At 44.5% G+C, this 21279-nt stretch carries 13 protein-coding genes; 6 read left to right on the forward strand and 7 right to left on the reverse strand.

All coding sequences use genetic code 11. The annotated features are described in order from the left end of the window. Positions 1 to 11 precede the first annotated feature (11 nt). Genes ACO6UX_RS15540 through ACO6UX_RS15550 form a run of 3 tightly spaced genes read right to left on the reverse strand, consistent with a single transcriptional unit; the run spans position 12 to position 3855 of the window. Entirely contained in the window at positions 12 to 230 is a 219-nt protein-coding gene (locus tag ACO6UX_RS15540) for a hypothetical protein (RefSeq protein ID WP_422449092.1), read from the reverse strand. Continuing rightward, entirely contained in the window at positions 227 to 1138 is a 912-nt protein-coding gene (locus ACO6UX_RS15545) for a hypothetical protein (protein WP_422449094.1), read from the reverse strand. The genes ACO6UX_RS15540 and ACO6UX_RS15545 overlap by 4 nt, the downstream gene beginning before the upstream one ends. Then, positions 1138 to 3855, reverse strand: coding sequence for a CHAT domain-containing protein (locus ACO6UX_RS15550; RefSeq protein WP_422449096.1), 2718 nt, complete (start codon positions 3853 to 3855; stop codon positions 1138 to 1140). Before ACO6UX_RS15550 ends, ACO6UX_RS15545 begins: the two co-directional genes overlap by 1 nt. 490 nt (positions 3856 to 4345) lie before the next feature. Between ACO6UX_RS15550 and dptF the strand changes: the two genes are divergently transcribed. From dptF to ACO6UX_RS15580, 6 genes are read left to right on the forward strand one after another with little or no spacing between them, the layout of a single operon-like run. Then, positions 4346 to 5953 (forward strand): DNA phosphorothioation-dependent restriction protein DptF, encoded by a 1608-nt coding sequence (dptF, locus tag ACO6UX_RS15555; protein WP_422449098.1) that lies wholly within the window; start codon positions 4346 to 4348, stop codon positions 5951 to 5953. Position 5954: 1 nt separating this feature from the next. After that, complete coding sequence (gene dptG, locus ACO6UX_RS15560; RefSeq protein ID WP_422449100.1) at positions 5955 to 7283, forward strand: DNA phosphorothioation-dependent restriction protein DptG; 1329 nt, start codon at positions 5955 to 5957, stop codon at positions 7281 to 7283. Next, complete coding sequence (gene dptH / locus ACO6UX_RS15565; RefSeq protein ID WP_422449102.1) at positions 7264 to 12504, forward strand: DNA phosphorothioation-dependent restriction protein DptH; 5241 nt, start codon at positions 7264 to 7266, stop codon at positions 12502 to 12504. The genes dptG and dptH overlap by 20 nt, the downstream gene beginning before the upstream one ends. Beyond that, positions 12504 to 13361, forward strand: a complete 858-nt coding sequence (locus tag ACO6UX_RS15570; RefSeq protein ID WP_422449104.1) for a phosphorothioated DNA-binding restriction endonuclease — start codon at positions 12504 to 12506, stop codon at positions 13359 to 13361. The genes dptH and ACO6UX_RS15570 overlap by 1 nt, the downstream gene beginning before the upstream one ends. Further along, positions 13354 to 14172 carry a putative phage abortive infection protein gene (locus ACO6UX_RS15575; protein WP_422449106.1) on the forward strand — a complete coding sequence of 273 codons (819 nt, stop codon included), beginning with the start codon at positions 13354 to 13356 and terminating at the stop codon, positions 14170 to 14172. Before ACO6UX_RS15570 ends, ACO6UX_RS15575 begins: the two co-directional genes overlap by 8 nt. Before the next feature lie 11 nt (positions 14173 to 14183). Further along, on the forward strand, positions 14184 to 15983 hold the full coding sequence (locus ACO6UX_RS15580; protein ID WP_422449108.1) for a DUF262 domain-containing protein: 1800 nt from the start codon (positions 14184 to 14186) through the stop codon (positions 15981 to 15983). 22 nt (positions 15984 to 16005) lie between these two features. On the opposite strand, the gene ACO6UX_RS15585 is transcribed toward ACO6UX_RS15580, so the two are convergent. Genes ACO6UX_RS15585 through dndB form a run of 4 tightly spaced genes read right to left on the reverse strand, consistent with a single transcriptional unit; the run spans position 16006 to position 21275 of the window. Continuing rightward, positions 16006 to 16362, reverse strand: a complete 357-nt coding sequence (locus ACO6UX_RS15585; protein WP_422449110.1) for a DndE family protein — start codon at positions 16360 to 16362, stop codon at positions 16006 to 16008. Further along, a complete protein-coding gene (gene dndD / locus ACO6UX_RS15590; RefSeq protein WP_422449112.1) occupies positions 16352 to 18394 on the reverse strand; it encodes a DNA sulfur modification protein DndD in 2043 nt (680 codons plus the stop codon). Before dndD ends, ACO6UX_RS15585 begins: the two co-directional genes overlap by 11 nt. Then, entirely contained in the window at positions 18391 to 19938 is a 1548-nt protein-coding gene (gene dndC / locus ACO6UX_RS15595) for a DNA phosphorothioation system sulfurtransferase DndC (protein WP_422449114.1), read from the reverse strand. Before dndC ends, dndD begins: the two co-directional genes overlap by 4 nt. After that, positions 19935 to 21275: a DNA sulfur modification protein DndB gene (gene dndB, locus ACO6UX_RS15600; RefSeq protein WP_422449116.1), complete on the reverse strand. Its 1341-nt coding sequence runs from the start codon at positions 21273 to 21275 to the stop codon at positions 19935 to 19937. The genes dndC and dndB overlap by 4 nt, the downstream gene beginning before the upstream one ends. Positions 21276 to 21279 lie beyond the last annotated feature (4 nt).

The raw sequence follows: 21279 nt of genomic DNA on the forward strand, positions 1-21279 counted from the left end.
CCTGGGAGGACTCAACGCTGCTTTTGCTGTTTTTTTAAGCTGACGATAACTCTTTGCCAGAGTTGGCCAATTTGCCGCAAATGAGCAGAAACGATCCAACTGCTCCCTCCGCACAACGGCTTCATGCCATTTTTTTCTCTATCAGGATCAATAAGCAGCGATTTCCATGCTTCAGGATCTTGCTCTGTGCCACATACCATTGCGTCCAGTGTCAGCTGATCCAATTTCATGCTACTGACTCCTCAGACGATTTATACAATTTAAGCAGGGTAATCTTATTTCGATACTCTTCCCTGTACACTTCTTCAAACTCATAGAGGTCAACTAATGACTTTTTTGCCATGGCCTTATATAAGCATTGCTGAAGGGGTGTGAGCTTTGGCTTGATAGACAAAAATTGATCAATAATTTTTCTGATAACTCGCCTTACTTTGGCTTTTTCTGAATGTTCTTCTACTCCAGGGGAAGTATATTGCGGCTTATTCTCCCCCTTAACCAAATACTTACGTTCGTATGAGCAAGCAGCTTCTCTATCATCAATTCGTTTACCCATTTCAAAAAATAGATAAAGGTACCTGAAGCAAGCATCAGCCTTGTAACGGGTAGCTTTTGTGGCTGAACCTTTCTGTTCCGGCTCTTGAGCGATTTCATACCATTTTTCAAGACAGCCTATTTCATCCAGCAATTTTTTATTAGCCAAGAGCCAATAGTAAACCAGATCAGAGGCTACATGACTGTTTAATCTGCGCAATCCATGAGCCAATTGGTCCAAAGCGTTTTCTACTTCAACCTCGAATGACTCCCTACCAACTTGTTCAGTCAGTTCATGACGGCCATGAGTTTTGGTTCTTGAGGATACCCTGCCCCTCGTTTTATGCTCGATCCAGAAACCAATTTCAGAAAACAGCCGAATATCTCTGCAAGGTAATTTCTCAGGGTCAAGGTCAGGCACTAAAAAACGGGTTATAATTTGCTCTACTCCAGCCTTCTGAGATGAAAATACTGTTGAAATCTTTTCTGCATCAAATGTTTCAAAAGCAGCTTCGATGACCAATTCGATTCGATCCCGATAACTATCCACATAATGTTTTCTACCATCATAAGACCAGTCACCTATGGGTAAATCGCCATTCCACATCACACAAACTCCGAGGTGAGATCCAGACTATTTAAGATACGTTCAAGCTCAACCTTATCCTCAAGCTGGAGTTTAACTTGCTCTTCAGGAACATAAAGACTCTTGTTCTCAGGCAAACCACAAAAACGCAATCCAGCCCAGGCAGATGGATGCTTAAAGCTTTGCTCCAGCCCTTCAAGATCATCAGTAGAATTTTTTGCCAGCACCGGTCCCATTAAGGCTGTTGTCATCTTATCGCCAGCCCCGGTATAACCAAGGCCAAGCAGATATTCCTGAGTGCCTATTTTTTTGATCACAGTTAACTGCTGGTCAGCACCGGTGTTTATCCACCACCTCTGCGCCTGTAGCAGAGCTCTGGAGGCTTTTTCACCATTAGAGACCAATAAGTCGTAATAGCGTTTCAGGTGCGTGGTTACCAGTTCAGGGACGGCCCAAAGGGTACCGATGGCCGTGTCTGCTCCAAATTCCAGCATATTCATGTCCATACCAAAAGCTTCGTTAACCGGGCTGCCCATAAACATCAATGGCATATTACTGCCACTCTGGCATGCCCATAACTCTACCCTACTCATACCACAAACTTGCCGACCTATCTGACCATCATTTAATGCGAACTGATCCAAGAGTAATTTTGGCCTGTCCGGGTGTATATGTTCCGCATGACCATAGAAGCTAAACACATCAGATGAACCAATTCGTTTCAGAACACTATGTTCAGTGGTATTTTGAGTGGCATCAATATATTCAACATCTGTATGTGCGTAATCTGAGAAGAGTGTCCCGCCCCCAGAAATCCTGACCGTAGATTTTCTTGATTTATAGTGCTTTGCCTTGTGACATAAGCTCAATATGGAGGGCAGCCAGACAACTTCATCAACAAGATCCAACAACCGCTTTCCGGGTAAACCTGTCGCAGCCCATGGGATATGAGAGGCAAAATATGAGGGCAAAATACCAACCTGCTTCTTTCCGATCGGCAGAAACTCAGTCCAGTCCACAAAATCCAATGCCCACCCGTCTTTAGAGGGCTCTTTCGAAGCAGCTGCAGTGTCGCTCATGTCATTTACTAATGAGCTGGGAGCAGGAGCAATGTACTTTTTGCTACAAACAACTCCCTTTTCAAGGTAAATAACAATCAAGAGAAGGTCATCATGCTCACGCTCCATATCGATTTTTATAAGGGTCAGCTCAGGGTATAGCTGAAAAACCTGTTCAATATGGGCGTGCGATATTGAAAATAGATCATCAAGATAACTTTTAAAACTGGGTTCAAGAGCAAGGAGCTTGCTCTCAACTTTTTTAAAATCTGAGAGAACTGCTTTGGCGTGCTGCTGAAATATGGCTTCCGGGTCTGCACTATCCCCAGCCTCTCTGAATATTTCCGGATATCTGGTTGAGTCAAATACCACTCCAGTTCCATCTAAAACAGTACGTCCATCATACAATCTGGCAAATGCTTCCAAGCTATGCTGGAAAAAAGAGTCTCGAGAGCCATACCTATCATGAAACTGGTAAAACAGGGTTGCCTCATTCAGAGCGTAGTGGATAGATCCAAGCTGGCGTTTTATCTGATAGAGGGCTAGAGATAGTTTGTTTTCCGAGCTAAACCAGTTAACGCTTTGTGCTTCAGTGAAACGCATAGAGCTGACATGTTCCAGCTCAACAAAGGCTTCTAATGCCATATCATGTTGACACAACCCTCTTGCCACACCAGAAACCAACATCTGTATATATCGCGCCAAATCATCTGCAGCCTGGTCAGTTGTAGCGGAGTATCTTTTATGAAGAAGCTGAACAGCTTTTTCTTTTGCTTTCTTTATCTTTTCTAAACTGGGCTGATCCCCAAGGCTCTTTATCAAAACTAAACATTCAACTTCCAGATTATTGGCATCCAAATTAGGAGCAGTCATATAAAGTTGCTCTTCTGAAATACCATACTGAGGAGCCAGTCTGAGAATTTCATCACACACCTCTTCATAATGCTTTTGCCCCTTTCCCAGACGGTACAGTCGGGAAAAAGTGATCCCTAGAAGTTGAGGCATTTCGAGTTCAGTCCACAAAGGCATAGGATGAATCAGGTCGCAGGCTTTCATATAACTGCAAAAAGCCCTGTAAACTGCGTCACAAGCCTCGCTTTCTCTCGCTGCATCACAAAGCACAGATGATAAGTTCAAAAGGACCTGAGCATTCCCAACTAACTGAGCAACCAGTGATTTGGTTTGTTGCAAATACTCCAGCGCCTCATAATTAAACTGCTCTGCTTTTTTGAGACAAACACTTGCATCATCTGGCCAAAGAGGCTCGGCTGCCGCTTTTCGCCAGGTCACAGCCAGTTGAGTGAGTGTATAAGCATATCGATCATGGAATCGCTGCCTCTCTTTGCATGCCAGGGCTGTTTCAAGATATTTACGGGCATTATTCAGGTTCTCAACATTACCTCCGGGTAATCGGGCATAATGAGTGTTATGCAGAATACCCATATTATGGTGCACAGCGGATTTTGCATAAGCGTTTCTACCTGTGGCCTTAAGCGCCCTTTGGAAATGCTTTTTTGCTTTCTCCAGCTGCCTGAGATTGCCTGCTTTATCGTATAACTCCCGTCCTTTTGCGTTATGTTTATCAAATAATTTCTGGTCGATATCTTCTGCCAGTGCCTTCTGTTGCGCCAAGCTATAGAGCCAGTACTCTGTAGCTATGGCATTTTGATTATTATTCATTACCTAATAACTCCTTATGAATATTTAATATCGTACAACCCTATAGCTCTAAGGCGCGGTCCACACAGACTTGATTTTAAGGCCGTGTCCCTGCCAGTTATAGGCACTGCCCTTAAACGCTACTGATAAACTAGCTGACTGGTTGCAACATCAACCAGCACCAAAAAACCAACTTGAAAATACTTTTTTATATCACCGTGGTTGTACTACTGGCTGATAACCAACGGTTTCTAGTACTATCTGTCAACTTATCAAAATCACCAAACCTGAGCTATCTGGGCCCATGCTCCCTACTGTCAATAAAAGGCCGTAGCACAACCCACGAGCGGTAGCGTGGGGGGAAATAGATGACACTTATCCCCACCAAAGACCACCCAAGGCTGATAGTCCTCTATTTATAATCAGACGTTCCCATACCCCTATCCCATTGCAGTAAAAGGCAACCGGCAACAGTCTGACGGGCAACATTCGACAAATATCGAGTATTTCCATGACCCTTCGCAAGCTGCTCGACATCCTTTCGCGGTCATCGGCTCATGCCGTCTCGACGCTTGGTAACCGCAATAACCGTGTCAAAGAATACCTTTACATCGAGACTGATGTCGAAAAGGCATTTAAGAAAGCCATTAAGAACATTGAGAGTGCTGATGAGATAATCTTTCTCTGCGGCAGCTCAGGGGATGGTAAATCAGAAATCCTGACCCGGTCCTATGATAAACACCATAAAAAGATCACCTTCCATTTAGATGCCACCCATAGCTTCCAGCCAGACAAGGATGCCATCGCCACTCTGGATGATCTCTTTGCCAGCCATAAAGCATCCGACCTGCCATTAGTGGTAGGCATTAATACGGGCATGTTATTTAATTACAGCGATAGCGGCTCAGAAGCGCATCTGGATATCAGGAACTCGATCAAAGCCTATCTTTCCGGTTTAAAAAGTCAGAGTGTTGCCCCTAATCATACCTTCCTGAATTTCGAGGACTTTCCCAAATACGTCCCCATCGGCGATGAAATCCTTTCACCGTTTATTGCGGATATTCTCCATAAGCTGACTGACAACAACAGCGAGAATGATTTTTACCTGGCCTGGCAGACAATGGCCAGAGAAGATGACCCTGTTCTTTACAGCAACTTCGCCATGTTGCAGCAGAAACCGGTTCAGCAGCTGATTGTGCAAACCCTACTGAAGCTGCGATTAAAGAACGATTACTTTCTGACCGCACGCTCTATTCTTGATGTAATCCACCAGCTGCTTACCGGTCCAAACTATCTGTTCGACAACCTGTTTGCCTCGGAAAAAACAGATCTGTTTCGCAACCTCCATCAATTTGACCCATGCACTATTCGCTCAAAAGATATTGACCTGTTCCTGATACAGAGTTCTCTCACTTTTGATGACGAGGAATTTATCACCTTCAGGGAATACATGAGGAAATGGATTGATCCTGAGGAAATTAAGAACCAGTCAGGCAGCTGGCTACGGCTGTTCTATTTATTTAAGGACATTGAGTTTACCGACCTGCCCCCACAGGATCAGTATCATCTAAAATTCCGTACAGACTTTAATAATGAGCTGATCGAAGAATATACAAGAATATGGCTTCTCCATAGCAACTTCCAGGGTGATGCAGACCAGAGAAATGCCCTGAGAGCTTTTTACAGTAAAGAGCTGATCAAAGCCCTGCTGCGCTACGCCAACCGTTTTGCTCCGCAGTTAAGTGACAAGAGCCAAATTTTCCTGAATGACCTTAATGGCTACCAGGTATCAGCCCATGTTGATATTCGCGCCAGCCTCAAGCAAGTACAAAATGAACGTCCTGCACGCCTGGGTTATTTTAATGCTTACCTGAAACTGGACGACCATGAGCTTCCAGCACTGCCAGTTTCCGTGAATTTTCTGGATCTTATTCGCAAAATCAACCGGGGCTATCGTCCAAACCGGCATGATAAAAACGTCATTGTCCTGCTGGAAGAGGTTATCGAAAGTATTACCGCGCAAGTAAGGCACAAAGACCGCATTCATATCACCAAAGGCTCAGAAAACTGGTCGCTGGTTAATGATATCGATGAAGACGAGATCAGGGTGGAGCGTTGATATGACTTTACCAGAACAGATTATTAAGGGCCTGGGTCACTCAGACCATAAGCAGAAAAACTACCTGCATACATACCTGCCCTACCGCAACAAGGGTAACCGGTTTGATTACGCCATAACGGCTGGCCATACCCTCGGTTTGATCATTGGTAAAGAGCTAAAACCTTCTTTCAGGTTTGAACGCTTCCAAGCCAAGTGCCTGGATGAAATTGCCAGCAAGCTCAGTGAAGAGAGCTTTATCAAGCATTTAGACAAAATGTATTTCGAGGATAACGCTCTGCAAAGCGTTGCTCCCGATTTCCTGCTACTGCGTCAAAGTGAAAAACCACCCAGCGCCAGTAAACACCTGAGTACGATTTTTGAGAGCTTCATGGCGTTTAGCCAGGTTGAGGCCACCCTCGACAGCCATCCTAACTTTATTGAGAGCATTATACTCAAGCAATTACGTGGTCATTTAAAAGAAAAAGCGCCTGATGATGGCCAATATCCTTACCTGCCATTTGTGGCCAACAACTTTGTAAAAGACCTCTCATTCCTGTGCCGGAAAACAGACTACCTGCTTCAATATTGTGACCAGTTTCTTGAGCTATACAACTTTATCTACTGCTCACAAATGGCCCTGAATATCAAAGGGTGGAAATCGGGAGAGCCCACCAGCAAACCGCTCTACTTTATTCTGGATAATGAAAGAGCGGGACAAGAGCGGACAGAAATACATCGTAACGGCTTCCGCCAACTCTACAGCGCTTCAAAAGCGGTGTTCCCAATTCTCTCCATGCTGGATCGTCTTAATAAAGGTGGTGACAAAAAGTATCCACTCTGGATGTTCCGTCAGTCATTACAACAGGCTGACTTATCGACACAGACATCGGTTGCTCATGCCGTGGAACAATGGGCCGAAAATTTCCAGACCCATAACCAGTTGAAACCGAAGCAAGGCTCATCCGACAACATTGCCACCCGTGCACTGGAAGTACTGTTTGATTACGCACAGGATCAGTTTGACGTTGTCGCAACAACCCGTCATGAAATCAGAGCCGCCTACCAGAAAGAGTTTGAAAAACAGGTCTGCCGTCACTTTGTTCAATCCCGGGGCCGGACCGGTCGGGTACTGGTACTTAGCCAGGACTACCTGTTATTACTGACCAATCTTGTCATTGGCAGAGACCATAAACTGCACTTCCAGGAACTTCTGAAAGGCTTCCAGGATCGTGGTTTCTGGTTTGATAAGCAATCCGAACAAAGCCTCCTTGCGTTCTATGACCGTGTTGGAAATGTTGATCGTTTGAGTGACAGTGGAGACGCCGTCTATGTGCGCAGCACCATTTGAACAATTCCTGGTAAACCGGCTGATCCTGTGGTTGAGCGATGTGATCAACATCGGCTCCCGGTATCAGTTCCAGTCTCCGGATGCGAAAAATACCAAAACGCTTTTCCATGAGCTGAAAAGCAAAGCCAACGGCACCATTGTATTGGAAGATACTGCGCTTCCCTATATTCAAATCAACAATGTTCGACTGGTCTGTGTAGCCCACGCCGATGCCAACCAACAGCTGAAGGCCGGTTTCAGTGAAAACTATATCTCCATGTTGCGGGACACCATTGCCGGCCAGTCAGCCCCCCTCGATGACTGTGCCCTGCTGGTACTCCATAACAGCCTTCTGGATACGCTTATCAACAGTGCCGACGACCTGGCCAGCCCGGGCTCAGTATGGGCACCGGAAAAAGTAGAAGCCAACCTGGTTGAATACGCCGACAGCCAGGTGAGTGGCCAGCGCCTGATCAAAAACCTGCTGGCCTGGCAAACATCGCTGATCCGTGAAGAAGGCGGCAGCATGTTTGGCTTTGAGCCACTTTTTACTACCATTGCTTCCGGTGGCTCCCCTGACCTCCGTAACCTTGGTCTGCTACCCGATGCGGCCATCAATACCGGTAACTGGAGCGACAAGCAGATCCTGAAGCGGCTTGAAGACAATCGCCGTTTAAAACAAGAGATCGCCGATGTCGTCGAGCATTTTCCTGAAGAGATAAATGAGCGATTACCTGATCTGGGCGATAAATTTATCCGGGAAAATATTACCAGGGCTGATGCGGACTACACATCTGTTGACGTACAGAATTTCTGGAACGAAATGGATGAACAAAAGCAGTTCGCCCTGGCCTTCCATTCCCTCGAAGCCAATGAAAACTGCAAACTCACCGGCCCCAGAAACGAGAGTAATTCTGCTGCCGGAAAACGCAAAAAACATCTGATTATCGAAGCCCCCCGAGAAACAGGCGAAGTCAAACTGAAAGTGGTTTTCCACGGCAATGACCTGAAGCGGGAACAGTTTGATATCCTCAACAATGAGGCTTTCAAGCATCTGCCTCTTAAAGGTACAACCGGCAAAGGCAAGTACTTCCTGACCTGTGACCTCCCATGGAGCGGTTCTCCCACTTACCTGACCCTGCTCTTAAACCGGCCGAAAAACAATGAGCGCCATCAGTTCCATATACTGATCGTGGAGGAAGGCACTTTTCATATTGAGGCCTTTGAGAACAGGTTTCTGGTAAACCCGAAAAAATCCTGTATTGTCCTGCAGACCGATGAACACGAGCTGATTATCAATCCGGACCTGTCAGATAAAAAGCTGCTCTCGGATAACGAAGAATGTGTACCCACCGATGAGTATGGGATTATCAATTATCAGGAGCCCTACGAGCAGTCGGAAGTCGTATTATTTGATGTAACCGCCGGACTCGGCCGACTGACTTTTCAGGTCGAAGGAGAAGTCAGCAGTGACTCTCTGACCTTGCCTCTATTACTGGACGAACACCGCTTTAACCGCCTGTTTAACGATCAATATAACGGGCAGTTTATACCGGCCAAAGGCAAAGTAATTCTGGATAACCAGGAAAACAAAACCGTTGGTCCACGCCAGAAACTGCTGGAACTTGAATACCGGCTGGTAACAGAACGAACCCTGTTCCTGTCCGCTAATGGCGAGACCGATATCACCTGTGAAGATATCAGCCGTATAGCGCCAGACTTTGCCAATGCCTGCAACGATTTGCTGGACTACCTGAAAGGCCGGCATACCCTGCTATCGCTCTGCTCCTGGGGAGATGAATTAAGGGATCGCGCCAGAGACTATGTTTCAACCTATCTGGAATTTCTGGACAGCATTCCCCTCAATATGAGCCTGGATAACGATACCAGAACCCTGCTAAAGGTCGGCTTTATTGAACAGGATGAGCGTGAGCTGATCTCACCGCTGCATCCACTGGTTGTCGCTTACTATCTCTATCTTGCCGATAATATTACCAGCGACAACGACGCTCACTCATTCAATAATCTGCCACCCGTGACACGCAAGCGCCTGAACCCGCGAGGCCTGCTGCCCTACGTATACTCAAAGCAGTACGAGTACTGCTACACCCAGATAGTGGAAGATAATAGCTTTTGGCTGGAGATTGTTCCCCAGCAGCAAACCAACTATCAATTTGTTGGCAAACTGGTGAAGGAGAAAATCGAGGAGTTTATGAAAACCTTCCGGGAGCTATTCCGGCAGGTAGACTCTGCCCCACTGATTATTAACTCGATTAATAATGGTAAAAACAGCGAAGTATTCCAGGGACTGTTGAGCTATTACCGAAGCCATCTACTCAACAGCCGTTGTATTCACATTAATCTCTACGATAGCAGCCTGACAGAAACTGAGTTCGATCGTTTCGCAGAGATGGGTTCCTACGACCAGATCAAACAGACCTATAAGCTGGATAAAGGCAGTGCCAGGGAAAATGCCGATACCATTATTGACCTGCTGCGCACCCGCCTCTCGTTCAGTAAATTCCGTCATAAGGATAACGAACAGGGCTACGCCCATCTCAGCTTCTTCAAGAACAACCAGAAGATCGACTGTGTCGATAAAAACTCGGAACAACATATCTCCGGCCAGGCCTGCGAAGGTTTGCTTAATGGTGAGTCTTCACGTAGCCAGCATGGCAGCTATTACACCGCTTTCGGGCTTGAGAATAGCCAGTGGCAAAACCAGCCGCACCTCAGGCTGGCCCTGCTGATTAATCGACTACTGAAACCGGCCCGGCAGTCCAACACCCTGTATACCGAAAACAGCGCTATCGCGCTGGCAGTCAGTGATGAGTTCCGTGCCGCACTGGACCGCTCCTACGATAGCTCCATCTGGACCACCGTGATTGATCCCAAGGTAACACTGGAATTTTTCCATAGCAGCCAGAACCTGATCCTGATTCACTACTCAGACCAGTACACCAACTCCGCCGGTTACGATGCCATTACGGTCACTCGCCAGACCGAGCTCTATAAAAAGATCCTGAACGAAAGCGGCAACAACCTGATCAGCGAATACAACGCTTTCAACGGTGAATGGCTGCTGAAAACCGTGACCGATAAAGACACTGAGCGAAAAGGGAAACAGGGCATTATTGGCAGCTGGAAACTGATCAGTGCCCTGCTGGCAGAATCCGGTATTACCTGGATTCCCCTCTCAGTTGCGGAGATGATTCGGGTCTCTGGCAATGTGGGCCTGAAAATGAGCGAAGGTGATTTTTCCCGCTACCACAAAGGCGAAAAATTCCAGGGCAAGATCTCCGACGACATTCTTTTTGCCGGTTTCAAAAATGGCGAACTGATTCTACTGCCGGTGGAAGTAAAAACCGGCCATTACGGCTCCGGCCATAGCGCCCTGGAGGGTGCCCGCACCCAGGCCCTGGCATTGCGGGACTACATGGTGGACGGGCTGCTGGCTCCCAGAACGCTGGAAGGCCGACTCTACCGTGGCCTGTTTATGCGCCAGGTGCTGATGCAGATTGAAAAGTATCAGCTCTATCAGGTCTTCAATGAGAGTCACTTTAACGACCTGCTCACTCAACGTGAGGAATGGCTGAAAGGCGACTACCATCTGGCCAGCTTGCCAGACTACCCTGCCGGGCTAGTGGTTGTGCACCGGGAAGACGACAACTGTAGCCGCACAACGGCCCAGGTAATTGACAATATCCTGCAACTGGAAATTCCCTACGCCTATCTGGACACACTGGTGGGAAGCCCATTGGCAGAGCTGCAAAATCTGCTCCCCACCACCAATCAGCTGGGTATTCCTGCTTCTGCATTTATGCCTGCGGGGCTGGAGAGTAAGAGAGTTTCACCACTTGCCACTGCTGATGGATGGCAAAGCTCTGAGAATGAAGAACTCGAGGGTGAAGAGCCAGAGCTTGACCAGAATGAGTTATTTGATGAACTCAGTCGCATTCTTGATCAGGATTTTGACTCCGAAAATACAAATCCGGAAACCGGTAGTACAGAGCAAGAAGCACTACCTACAGAGGGCATTGAGGAAACGGCCAGTCAATTAACGACACCGGAACAACAATCTGCAACTATGCAACCTGCACAGACAGAGGATAAGCCCCTGCAGGTACTGTTCGGTACAGAGCTGGTTACCGGCTTGCCCATTAACTGGGAGCCTACCAATACCAACAAGCTGTTTAACCCCAATACCGCCATTATTGGCACTATGGGAACAGGGAAAACCCAGTTTACTAAAAGTGTGATTACCCAGCTTGTGCAAAATCAGGGTCAAAATGTCGATGGCAAGCCCATCGGTATTCTGATTTTTGACTACAAGGCAGACTACATTAAGCAGGACTTTGTTGAGGCCACCAACGCCAAAGTTTTTGACCTGTTTAACCTGCCTTTTAATCCTCTGGCACTGTTTGGCAAAAAACCGATGCTGCCGGTACACACTGCTAACCTGTTCCGCACCACACTGGCCACGGCGTTTAACTTGGGTAACAAGCAGCAAAACAAGATTCGCACACTGGTGCTGGATGCTTACGAAAGAGCAGGCATTAAACCTCAGGACCCAACCACCTGGAACCGTCCATCCCCAACGGTTCAGCAAGTGTGGGACCTGTTTATGGATCAGGAAAAGGTAGAAGAGGATTCTCTTTATGCAGCCTTGTCGGACCTGATCAGCTTTCAGATTTTTCAGCCGGACCCAAGCCAGACCCAGTCGCTCTACGACCTGGTGGACGGCGTGACGGTGATTAACCTCTCGGGTTACGACTCCCAAATCCAGAACCTGGTGGTCGCCATGACGCTGGATATTTTCTACAACCAGATGCACCTGCAGGGCAGCTCAAAGTTTGAATCGCCTTATCGTCAGCTCTCCAAGTTTGTTTTGGTGGATGAGGCAGACAACTTTATGAAGCAAAACTTCCCCAGTCTGCGCATGATAATGAAGGAAGGCCGGGAGTTTGGGGTGGGCACCATTCTCTCCACCCAGGAGCTTAGCCACTTTAAAACCAGTGAAAATAACTATGCAAGTTATGTACTGAGCTGGGTGGTACATAAAGTGAATGAGATTAAGGCTCAGGATGTGCGTATGGTGTTTAAAACCAGCAGTAAGGCGGATGACGATAAGATCATTGAGCAAATACAGGGGTTGGATAAACATACGTCGCTGTATCTTGGGGGTGGGGATAGGGTTCGGACTATTAAGGATAAAGCGTTTTGGGAGTTGGTAAGTAAATAATGGAGCTTAATCTTAATGTATGGAAGCGCGGAGATCAGCGAGCGGTTCATAAACCGCTCCTGCTCTTGTATGTGCTTTCACAATATCAAAAAGGGCATGATCGTTTTTTCACCTTTAAAGAAATTGATGAACCGCTCAGGGATTTATTGATTGAATTTGGACCTTATCGAAAAGCTCATCATCCTGAATACCCATTCTGGAGATTAAAGAATGATGGTTTTTGGGAGCTAAAAAATCATGAAAAAGCCCAACCTCGTGCTAGTAATACGGACGTAAAAAAGACAGAACTTCTGAAATACAATGTTGCCGGTGGACTTACTCAGAAAGAGTTTGATGACATCGTCAACAATCAAGACAAGTTGGCTCGAACTATTGGTGCACTTCTGGAACAGTTTTTCCCTGTTACGATTCATGATGACATTATTGAAAAGCTGGATATTCAGGAGTACCTGAATAAACCACATAAACGGGATCCAAGCTTTCGGCATAAAGTACTAACAGCTTATTGTTATAAATGTGCAATTTGTGGATTTGATTGTAGATTAGGACGTGATTCTATCGGACTTGAAGCAGCGCATATCAAGTGGCATCAGAGTAACGGTCCATCATCTATTGATAATGGAATATCACTGTGTTCCTTGCACCATAAAGTTTTTGACAGAGGGGTTATTTCAATTGATAGCTCATTTAAAGTTATTATTAGCGATCATGCTTACGGTGGGGATGCTTTCACAGCACAAATCACAAACTATGAAAACAAAAGCATCCTAACCCCCATCAAAAACATTCAAAAGCCATCAACCCTGTATTTGGAATGGCATAGAAAAAACATTTTTTCAGGTAAAAGCCATGATTGAAAACAGAAGATTAAATGACTATGGAAAAGTAAAAAAAGGAGTTATAGCCATAGCAGGAATTGCACTTTTATGTGCAGCAATAGCAGCTTTAAAGTATCGATTATTTTTCCCAGGATCAGTTATAGCCGATCATGAAAAATGGGGGCAATTCGGTGACTTTTTTGGAGGCACACTAAACCCTATATTTAGTTTATTCTCATTACTAGCCATTTTATGGACATTAATCATACAATCTAGAGAACTTTCAGAGTCAACAGAAGCATTCAAGGATCAAAGTAAGCAAATAAAAAAACAGTCATTTGAAGCCACTTTCTTTTCAATGATAAACTTAAACAATGAAAACATAAAAACAATAAAGATCGAAGAAAAAAACATTCAAGGAAGAGAAATATTCAAAGAAGTATACAAAAACCTAGAATACTATTACGCTTTAGAAAAAGATAAATCATTAAATGAAGAAGATGAATCCAAAATACTAAAGAAAGCTTACAATACATTTTATGCAAAAAATCAAAATACCATTGGCCATTATATAAGAACTTTAAACCAAATATTTGTGTTCATTCACGACACATCAGAAGAAGAAATTCTAAATAGTGACAAGACAAAAGAAACAATAGAAAAAGAAACATTGAGATACTGGCATATCATAAGAGCTCAACTTACTAATTTCGAGCTATTGATTTTATTTTATCACTCTGCAACACAAAGAAACTTTATCAAAAGATCACTTCTATCAGAGAAAAATATTTTTGACCACATCGAAAAAAATGATCTTTTAGATTTCGATCTTCACAAAAATCATCTATAAGGAATAATCACATGATTGTAGATCCTGGACGCCAGCTCGTAACCAAAACATGCAGTATTCGAGATGTTTTCAAAACCAGCTATTATGAAGTACCCGCTAACCAGAGAGTTTACAGCTGGAAAGATGAAAATAGACAAAGACTATGGGATGACTTGCTTTCCACAATCGAAAAAAGCGAGAAAAAAGATGACAATAACAATGATTACCTACAAGGACACTTTCTTGGGGCTGTAGTAATAATTGGAGGGGAATCTTCGAATGAGAATACTCGATACAAGATCATTGATGGTCAACAGCGATTAACTACAACAACAATCCTTTCAGAATGTCTGCGTTGCTACATCGAAGATGTCTCTGATAGAAAAATACGACGTACTTTAGAGAACTACCTTGATGATTGCGTTGTTTCTTTAAGATCTAAAGATGAGGACATTCAGCGAATTAAATTAAACAGAGGAGATGATTTTTACAGAAAATGCATCCTTGAAAAGGAAACTAAAGAAGATAAAATACTTTTTTTACAAAGCCAAATGCTTCCCGAAAACTCAGTACGACAAAATATAAAAGATACATTTTTATTTTTTTTTGAAAAAATTGACAATTATATAAAAAATGGAGATAGGGATGACAAGATTAGAATTCTTACTGAGACAATTACCAACGACTTTTATCTACTTCTAGTAAAAACTGAAAAAGAGTGGATGGCTTACAGTCTATTTGAAACACTTAATGATAGAGGGCTAACGCTATCTAAAGCCGATCTTATTAAGAATGTTTTATTAGATCACTCAAAAGATGCTTCCAAGGATTCCTCAGAAGAAGTAAAGAACAATTGGGATGAGCTTTTGGATGCATATGAGGAATTAGATGATAGCAGATTAGATCTACCACAAATAATCCAATACTCCTACAGCTCACGATACAAAAAACTCAACAAAGAAAAAATTTATGAAACCATATCTGAAAAATTAAATAACAATATAATAGAACCTTACCAACTGAGCCACCAACTAAAGATAGACTCTATAAACTGGAAAGATTTTTACTTAAAAAATATCCCCGACTGGAGTGAAGAACTGACTAAATCGTACCACTCAATTATTGACATCAATTGGAAGGAACACTGTACTCCGTTCATCATGGCAACAATTGAAGTATGTGAAGGAAATATCAAAAAAATTGAAAATTGTATTAAACTCTGCGAAAATTACCTTTTCAGACAGGGAACCATAGTTAAAGATTCAGTTTTGACTTTACAGTCAACCTTTTCTTTAGCAGCCCAAACACTCAGACATACAAAGAGTATAGAGGAAACTTCAGACATATTTAAAAGAAAGAGTCCTGACGACAAATTCATAGAGTTATTTAGAACAGCCACACCTAAAAATCAGAAGCAAGGATTCTATGTACTTAATAAAATAGAAAAGCATATAAACCCATCAAATAAAATCAGAGTCAACGATATAAATGAATCATTTTGCTTAGATTACATAGTACCTAAAAAGCCATCCTCGATTTGGAAAGGCATAGAAAACGAGCCAAACTTCCAAACAATTTCGCTACAATATGGCAACCTCACGATCATTCCGATAGACATGAAGAAACATATCAAGTCATCTAGCTTTGCAGACAAGCTAAACCCAAGTATAGAATCTAGCTACGCTAATACGGAGATTAGCTTGAATCGTCAGATTGTAGATCAACACTTAAAATGGTCACAAAACCATGAGTGGAGCCTTGAAGCAATTAAAGCAAGACAAAACCAGTTTGCTACAGAGTATGCTCCCATTATTTGGTCTCTGAACGTATAGCATACATAACAGATAAGGTGGCTCACGCCACCTTCCCTTTACACTTCACAAATAGATCCCTCAGATGATTCACTCCAGAGAATAAACCTAAACCATCATCCACCAACTGAGCTACTACTTTTCCAAGATCGTGCTCTTTAACTTGTTGCCGAATTAACATTGCATATACTTCAGCATCATCACCAAGTAGTGTTGATGTTGCTAGTGCGTCTTTAACACCATCCTGCTTAGAACTAACCCCATTTTTTAAAGAACCTATTTCAAGAGCATGGGCAATTGCCAATCGTGCAAGTGCATTTGGTCTAAGGCCTGTCCGCCCTTGGATAATGCCAAGTGTGTCCTCAGCCTTCTTTGACAATTTAATGCGATTAGGCAACATCAGGGATACACTCCTTTACAACAGATTCTTCTACCAGGCTTTGCCCAAAATACTTACGTTCCAAGAATTCAGAGTGCCCTTCTTCCGGAAAATACTCAACCTCATAGATATGTGAAATATGAGGCTGCAACGTCTTGAAATAAGCCTGATCAATCTCCGTATCTGTGGACAGGATCACCACCTGATGACTGGCTGTTGGGAAGTAGTTCTCAACCAGCTTACCCCGATGCTTGCTGTCCAATCGACCAAGCGGGGTATCAATAATCACCGGTAATTTACGGCCTGAAGTTCGTGCCAGTGCTTCAAGTATCGCTATAGCAAAAATCTGTTTTTCACCGGCAGAGAGCTGCTGTTTGCTGATCTCGTCACCGTTCTTGTTTAGCAGGCGAACATCAAATGTCTTCGGATCAATCTTGGCCTGCAGGCTGATATCATCTTTACGAGCCAGCTTCTGGAAGGAGTTGGCAAACTCCTGCTCTAATTGAGCAACTTTATTCTCCGTTGCCTGACTGGCAAAGTCATTTAGCAGTTCACGAGACCGCTTGGCTATCTGATAGGCTCGAGTGCTGGAGGACTTAGAGCTGAATTCCTGCTCTTTCTTCTGCATTTTACGCATCAGGTCCATCGCTTCACGGAGTGCCTTACGCGCTTCTTCTCGGGCTAATTGAGCTTGCCCAGTGAGTTTAGCTTTTTCGTCATTAAACTTACGAAGCTGTTCCAGTTCATCCTCTAAAAAAGCCTCATCTGGCGCTCGTTCAAGGTTTTTACTGGCATTATCTAACTGATGTTGAATATCAGCCAAATTATCACCCAGCTCTAACATCTGACGACGGACAGTCGGTAAGACCTCTTTAACCAGGTGGCGGATACTGGAAAACTGTCGCTCAGAACAGTCATGAATCACATCTACCGCCTGTACATCAGCAAAAATATCTGCGAATGCCTGCTCTACAGCGGACTCTACCGCCTGTTTATCCTTGAGAGTGTTTTCCAGTGACTTTTTCAGAAGGTTAAGCTTCTTCGTCATCGTCACTTTTAACAATTGCTGCTTTTTATAATCTTGCTCACGTTCAAGCTGAGCAAGTAATTCCTCTACCCGCCCCATACTGAGAACCAACGGAAAGGTCGATCCCATACAGTCTCGCAGCTGCGCTTCAAGCTGTTTCTTTCCTGCCAGCAAAGCATCAACACGCTCCTGCTCTTGTGACCGGGAACGGGCCCACTCTCCACCCTTGCTTGAGATATAGCCCTCAGACTTCTTAATTTTACTATCGAGCCCCTTCACCTGTCTTATGGCTTCGCTATAGTTATCCATCGCTTTTTTATATAAAGCATAGGAAGACTCATAAGCAACCTTGAGACCAGCCATTTCCTTTTGATGTGCTTCGGGCATTGCAGCAGTATTTTTTTCCCGTATATAAATGGCAAGGTCATCCCGCATACGGTTAATCACATCCAGCCCCAGCAATTTTCTAATTGCCGCTCCCAAAGCTTTACCGGAAGTATCATCTGCCAGCTCTGCAATCTTTTCCCCATCGAAAAAGAAGAGGTCTGACACACCTATGGGTACCAGCTCATTAAGAAAGCCCTGGCATTGCTGTTCACTCAGCTCTTCAAGCAGCACACCATCTTTTTCAATTTTTAAGATTTCAGACACTGTCTCATCGGAACTTCCTGCATCAACAGTCCACTCACGCTTAACGGTATAACGGGATACTTCACCACGGGTCGCATAGCTAAACGCCAGATGGATACGGGCAGCGTTCGCCTGCACCAAAGAGTTCCTGCTTTTATGGATAGACTCTCGCAGATAGGCATGATACTGCTTATTTGATACGTTACTGCCCAGGCTATGACGACCATACAGAACTAATCGAATGGCAGTCAGCGTGGTGGTTTTACCCGCACCATTCAAACCACCAAACAGAATAATGGGGCGCTTGCGATTATTGCGAGTACGGGGAGCCAGTGAGATTTTTTCTTCACCCTTGATTACCCGGAAGTCACAAATTTTTAACTCTTCCAGGATCATGCCAGTTCCTCTTTTTTCGTCAGTTCCTCGTACATAGTTCGCAATTCATTCATCTCTTTGTCGTAACTATCAAGCTTTCTGAGGCTCTCTATTCGGTAGTCATGACTATTGTCGGCATCCCAATCCTGCTCTAACAGACTTTCCATTTTCCTGAGTAAACCACGCCTCACACTCAAACCTTCCATAGAAAGTTCAAGCTCAATCAGTTTCATAATGAGTTCAGCCGGAACCTGGTGCTGCTCTTCCAGCTCTTTCAATAAATCAGCATCTGGCTTGGTAAAAGCCCCCGCATCATTCTCTACCCAGTCCAGATCTTCACCATAAACCCTTCGGTAAATAGCGGGCAGATGGTCTGTCCAGTCAGGATCCAAAGGATCATGAAGCCACTCAATACGGATAGCATGAAGCTCCGACCGAGTTATCAACTCAATATCATGACCGTTTGCACGCAAATCCCTTTCAATCGTTAACAGTTCTTCCAGCCACTCCTGGCGAACAATCATTTTGTATGGACCAAAAGCCCGCTTAATATCACGAGAGCCATCTTCATTAACATTACGGCTACGGACATAACTGATCCGACCATCACGTCGCCGCTTGTTACGCAACTCCTCTTTATTTTCTGGCTTCGTGCTATCCCAAAGCTTCTGACGAAAAACCAGTAACTTATCCATCCAGGTAGCACCATTTTCGATAAGACCTTCAATAGCCTTATCTTTAGTTACCACCGTACAAGTCCAGCAACCGAAACGGGAGTTACCACAAGACGGGGTACTGGTATCAATCACCAGTGGACATTCACCAGAGTTCGACCCTTTATAAAGATCAAACAGCTCACGGTTGGTGCCGCCCCAAGGTGCATACGTTGACAACAGATACATCCACACCTCATCGTGCGTCCAGCTCTCGATAGGCATGTAGGTAAAGGCGCCTGGCAATGACGAATGCCGGGATAACAGGCTTCCATCAATTTTATGCTTGGCTATCACCTGGGCTCGGGAGGAACTTTCCTGGCTTCGTGAACCAAGAACAACAATAACCTCACCAAACCGGGCTACTTTATCCATGATAAACTCACTGACCGGATCAATCTTCATCCGTTCAGTACACCACCGGAAAGATGTGGTTGGAGCAGGATAACCTTTGCCCAGAAGGTTTACCCAAAAAGTCTCATTAGTCTTAGGAAAAACCTGATGGGCGCTAATTGGTAGCCCTTGCGCTTTGGCCCCAGTATTTATGGCATCAATAACATGTTTGATCTGATCCACGACAACCGGTGTTTCAACCAGCGTATCGGATGACACGACATAGATGTGTTTGTGGAGCTGGTCTGACTCAAGATAAAGCAGGGCCGTATATATCAGCGACAGGATTGTCGTTGAGTCTTTACCGCCAGAAAAACCGATAACCCAGGGCTTATCATCATGCAGATAAAGTTCCTGAATCTCGTGGAGTAAATTTTTCAAAGGACGACCTGCATAAACAGACATATCATCTGCCAGCATTTCGTCTATGCTGCCGTACAGCATGTTTTCAGTGGTCATTGATCAAGAGACTCTTCGAGGGCTTCATCCTCAGGGTTTAGCCGTACACCGAGGGTTTTCCGAATAACATTTGCAGTAAGAGTTACACTGGTACGAGCCTTACTCAATCGACCATGATGCAGGGCCCGGCCTTCCCATAGATCCGAGTTCGCACGGGACCAGTCTATCGTTCCCAGTTTGGGTATATATTCTTCCCACTCTGCCGGATATTGACTTAAAAGATCAGCACCAGCACACCCCAAAGCGTGGAGAGCTACCCCGTGTGAGTGTACATAATTCTGCCGCAATTCTGCAGACTGGATTTCTCGCTTTTCTGCAGCTTGCCAGTCCGGCATCGACTTACTCACCAAGTCCCAATACCTAGCCGCCAACTCCATCTCTTCATCGGAAATTGAGTCTTTTGCGCGCTTGCGCAACAAACTTCGGCTGGCCAGCTTGATGCTACTGAGAGCAAATAATTTGATGCTGCGGTTAGAAATACTGGACTTTTCCATCTCCGTCAGCTTCTTAAAACATGGGACATTATCAACAATGTATCGTGCCATGGTTGATGACGGGTCGCGATGGTCGTACAACGTGCTGAGTGAATCACTGGGGCGTACAGCATGTTTATTCAAATCAGCAAACATCTGCTGACTGCGTTTCAGCCCTTCATCAATGAAGAAAAGCACGGGAATATTATCATGCCCAAGCTCACTATTTTCTTTTAACGCCGACTCAATCGCTGCCCGACGATGCTGACCATCATTGATCAGAATTTGTGCATCCATAGGCACCGAAAGCAAACCAAGGTTTGCTGCAACACCAGTATCCGCAAAGGGTTCAAAATTAACCTGATCATTGATTGAGGCTGTAATAGCAGACAATGTGTAATCATCCACATTATCCAGTAAGTAAGACGCTAGGGCAGGCAATCGCGATTTATTCAAAATCCTTTGCGCCCGGAGTTCAGGAGGAACTTCCTCTTCATCAAAAACAAAGATTTTGGGTATCAACCTCATTGGACACATGGCGATATAGCATGGTCGCCCTGCCTGTATCCCCCTGACGGCGGGAAATTGGTGGTAATACTCGCTCACTTGTTGGCGGCTCATCACTCCACCTGTTCGAAATAATTTAACATACAAAAGCGTAATTAATGAGCAACTATAACATACAAGTAAACGAGGTATCTTTATTTTTACGAACTCATAGTTTTGTTCGTAATTTGTTCGGTATAGATATCTGAGCTGTACTGAAGCCCATCCACAATAGAAAGAAGAAAATCGACCTTGTAACTGACTGAGTGCAGTTTTTTTCAGTCTGTCTTGTGACATACTCGCACTTTTAGAAATCATGTGC

Origin of the sequence: Endozoicomonas sp. ALB091 (genome assembly GCF_049310265.1) — a bacterium.
GTDB lineage: Bacteria > Pseudomonadota > Gammaproteobacteria > Pseudomonadales > Endozoicomonadaceae > Endozoicomonas.

What these genes read in the sequence shown, in the direction of transcription:
- ACO6UX_RS15540 (WP_422449092.1), bottom strand. Translation starts at nt 230, where the DNA reads ATGAAATTGGATCAGCTGACACTGGACGCAATGGTATGTGGCACAGAG.
- ACO6UX_RS15545 (WP_422449094.1), bottom strand. Translation starts at nt 1,138, where the DNA reads ATGTGGAATGGCGATTTACCCATAGGTGACTGGTCTTATGATGGTAGA.
- ACO6UX_RS15550 (WP_422449096.1), bottom strand. Translation starts at nt 3,855, where the DNA reads ATGAATAATAATCAAAATGCCATAGCTACAGAGTACTGGCTCTATAGC.
- dptF (WP_422449098.1), top strand. Translation starts at nt 4,346, where the DNA reads ATGACCCTTCGCAAGCTGCTCGACATCCTTTCGCGGTCATCGGCTCAT.
- dptG (WP_422449100.1), top strand. Translation starts at nt 5,955, where the DNA reads ATGACTTTACCAGAACAGATTATTAAGGGCCTGGGTCACTCAGACCAT.
- dptH (WP_422449102.1), top strand. Translation starts at nt 7,264, where the DNA reads ATGTGCGCAGCACCATTTGAACAATTCCTGGTAAACCGGCTGATCCTG.
- ACO6UX_RS15570 (WP_422449104.1), top strand. Translation starts at nt 12,504, where the DNA reads ATGGAGCTTAATCTTAATGTATGGAAGCGCGGAGATCAGCGAGCGGTT.
- ACO6UX_RS15575 (WP_422449106.1), top strand. Translation starts at nt 13,354, where the DNA reads ATGATTGAAAACAGAAGATTAAATGACTATGGAAAAGTAAAAAAAGGA.
- ACO6UX_RS15580 (WP_422449108.1), top strand. Translation starts at nt 14,184, where the DNA reads ATGATTGTAGATCCTGGACGCCAGCTCGTAACCAAAACATGCAGTATT.
- ACO6UX_RS15585 (WP_422449110.1), bottom strand. Translation starts at nt 16,362, where the DNA reads ATGTTGCCTAATCGCATTAAATTGTCAAAGAAGGCTGAGGACACACTT.
- dndD (WP_422449112.1), bottom strand. Translation starts at nt 18,394, where the DNA reads ATGATCCTGGAAGAGTTAAAAATTTGTGACTTCCGGGTAATCAAGGGT.
- dndC (WP_422449114.1), bottom strand. Translation starts at nt 19,938, where the DNA reads ATGACCACTGAAAACATGCTGTACGGCAGCATAGACGAAATGCTGGCA.
- dndB (WP_422449116.1), bottom strand. Translation starts at nt 21,275, where the DNA reads ATGATTTCTAAAAGTGCGAGTATGTCACAAGACAGACTGAAAAAAACT.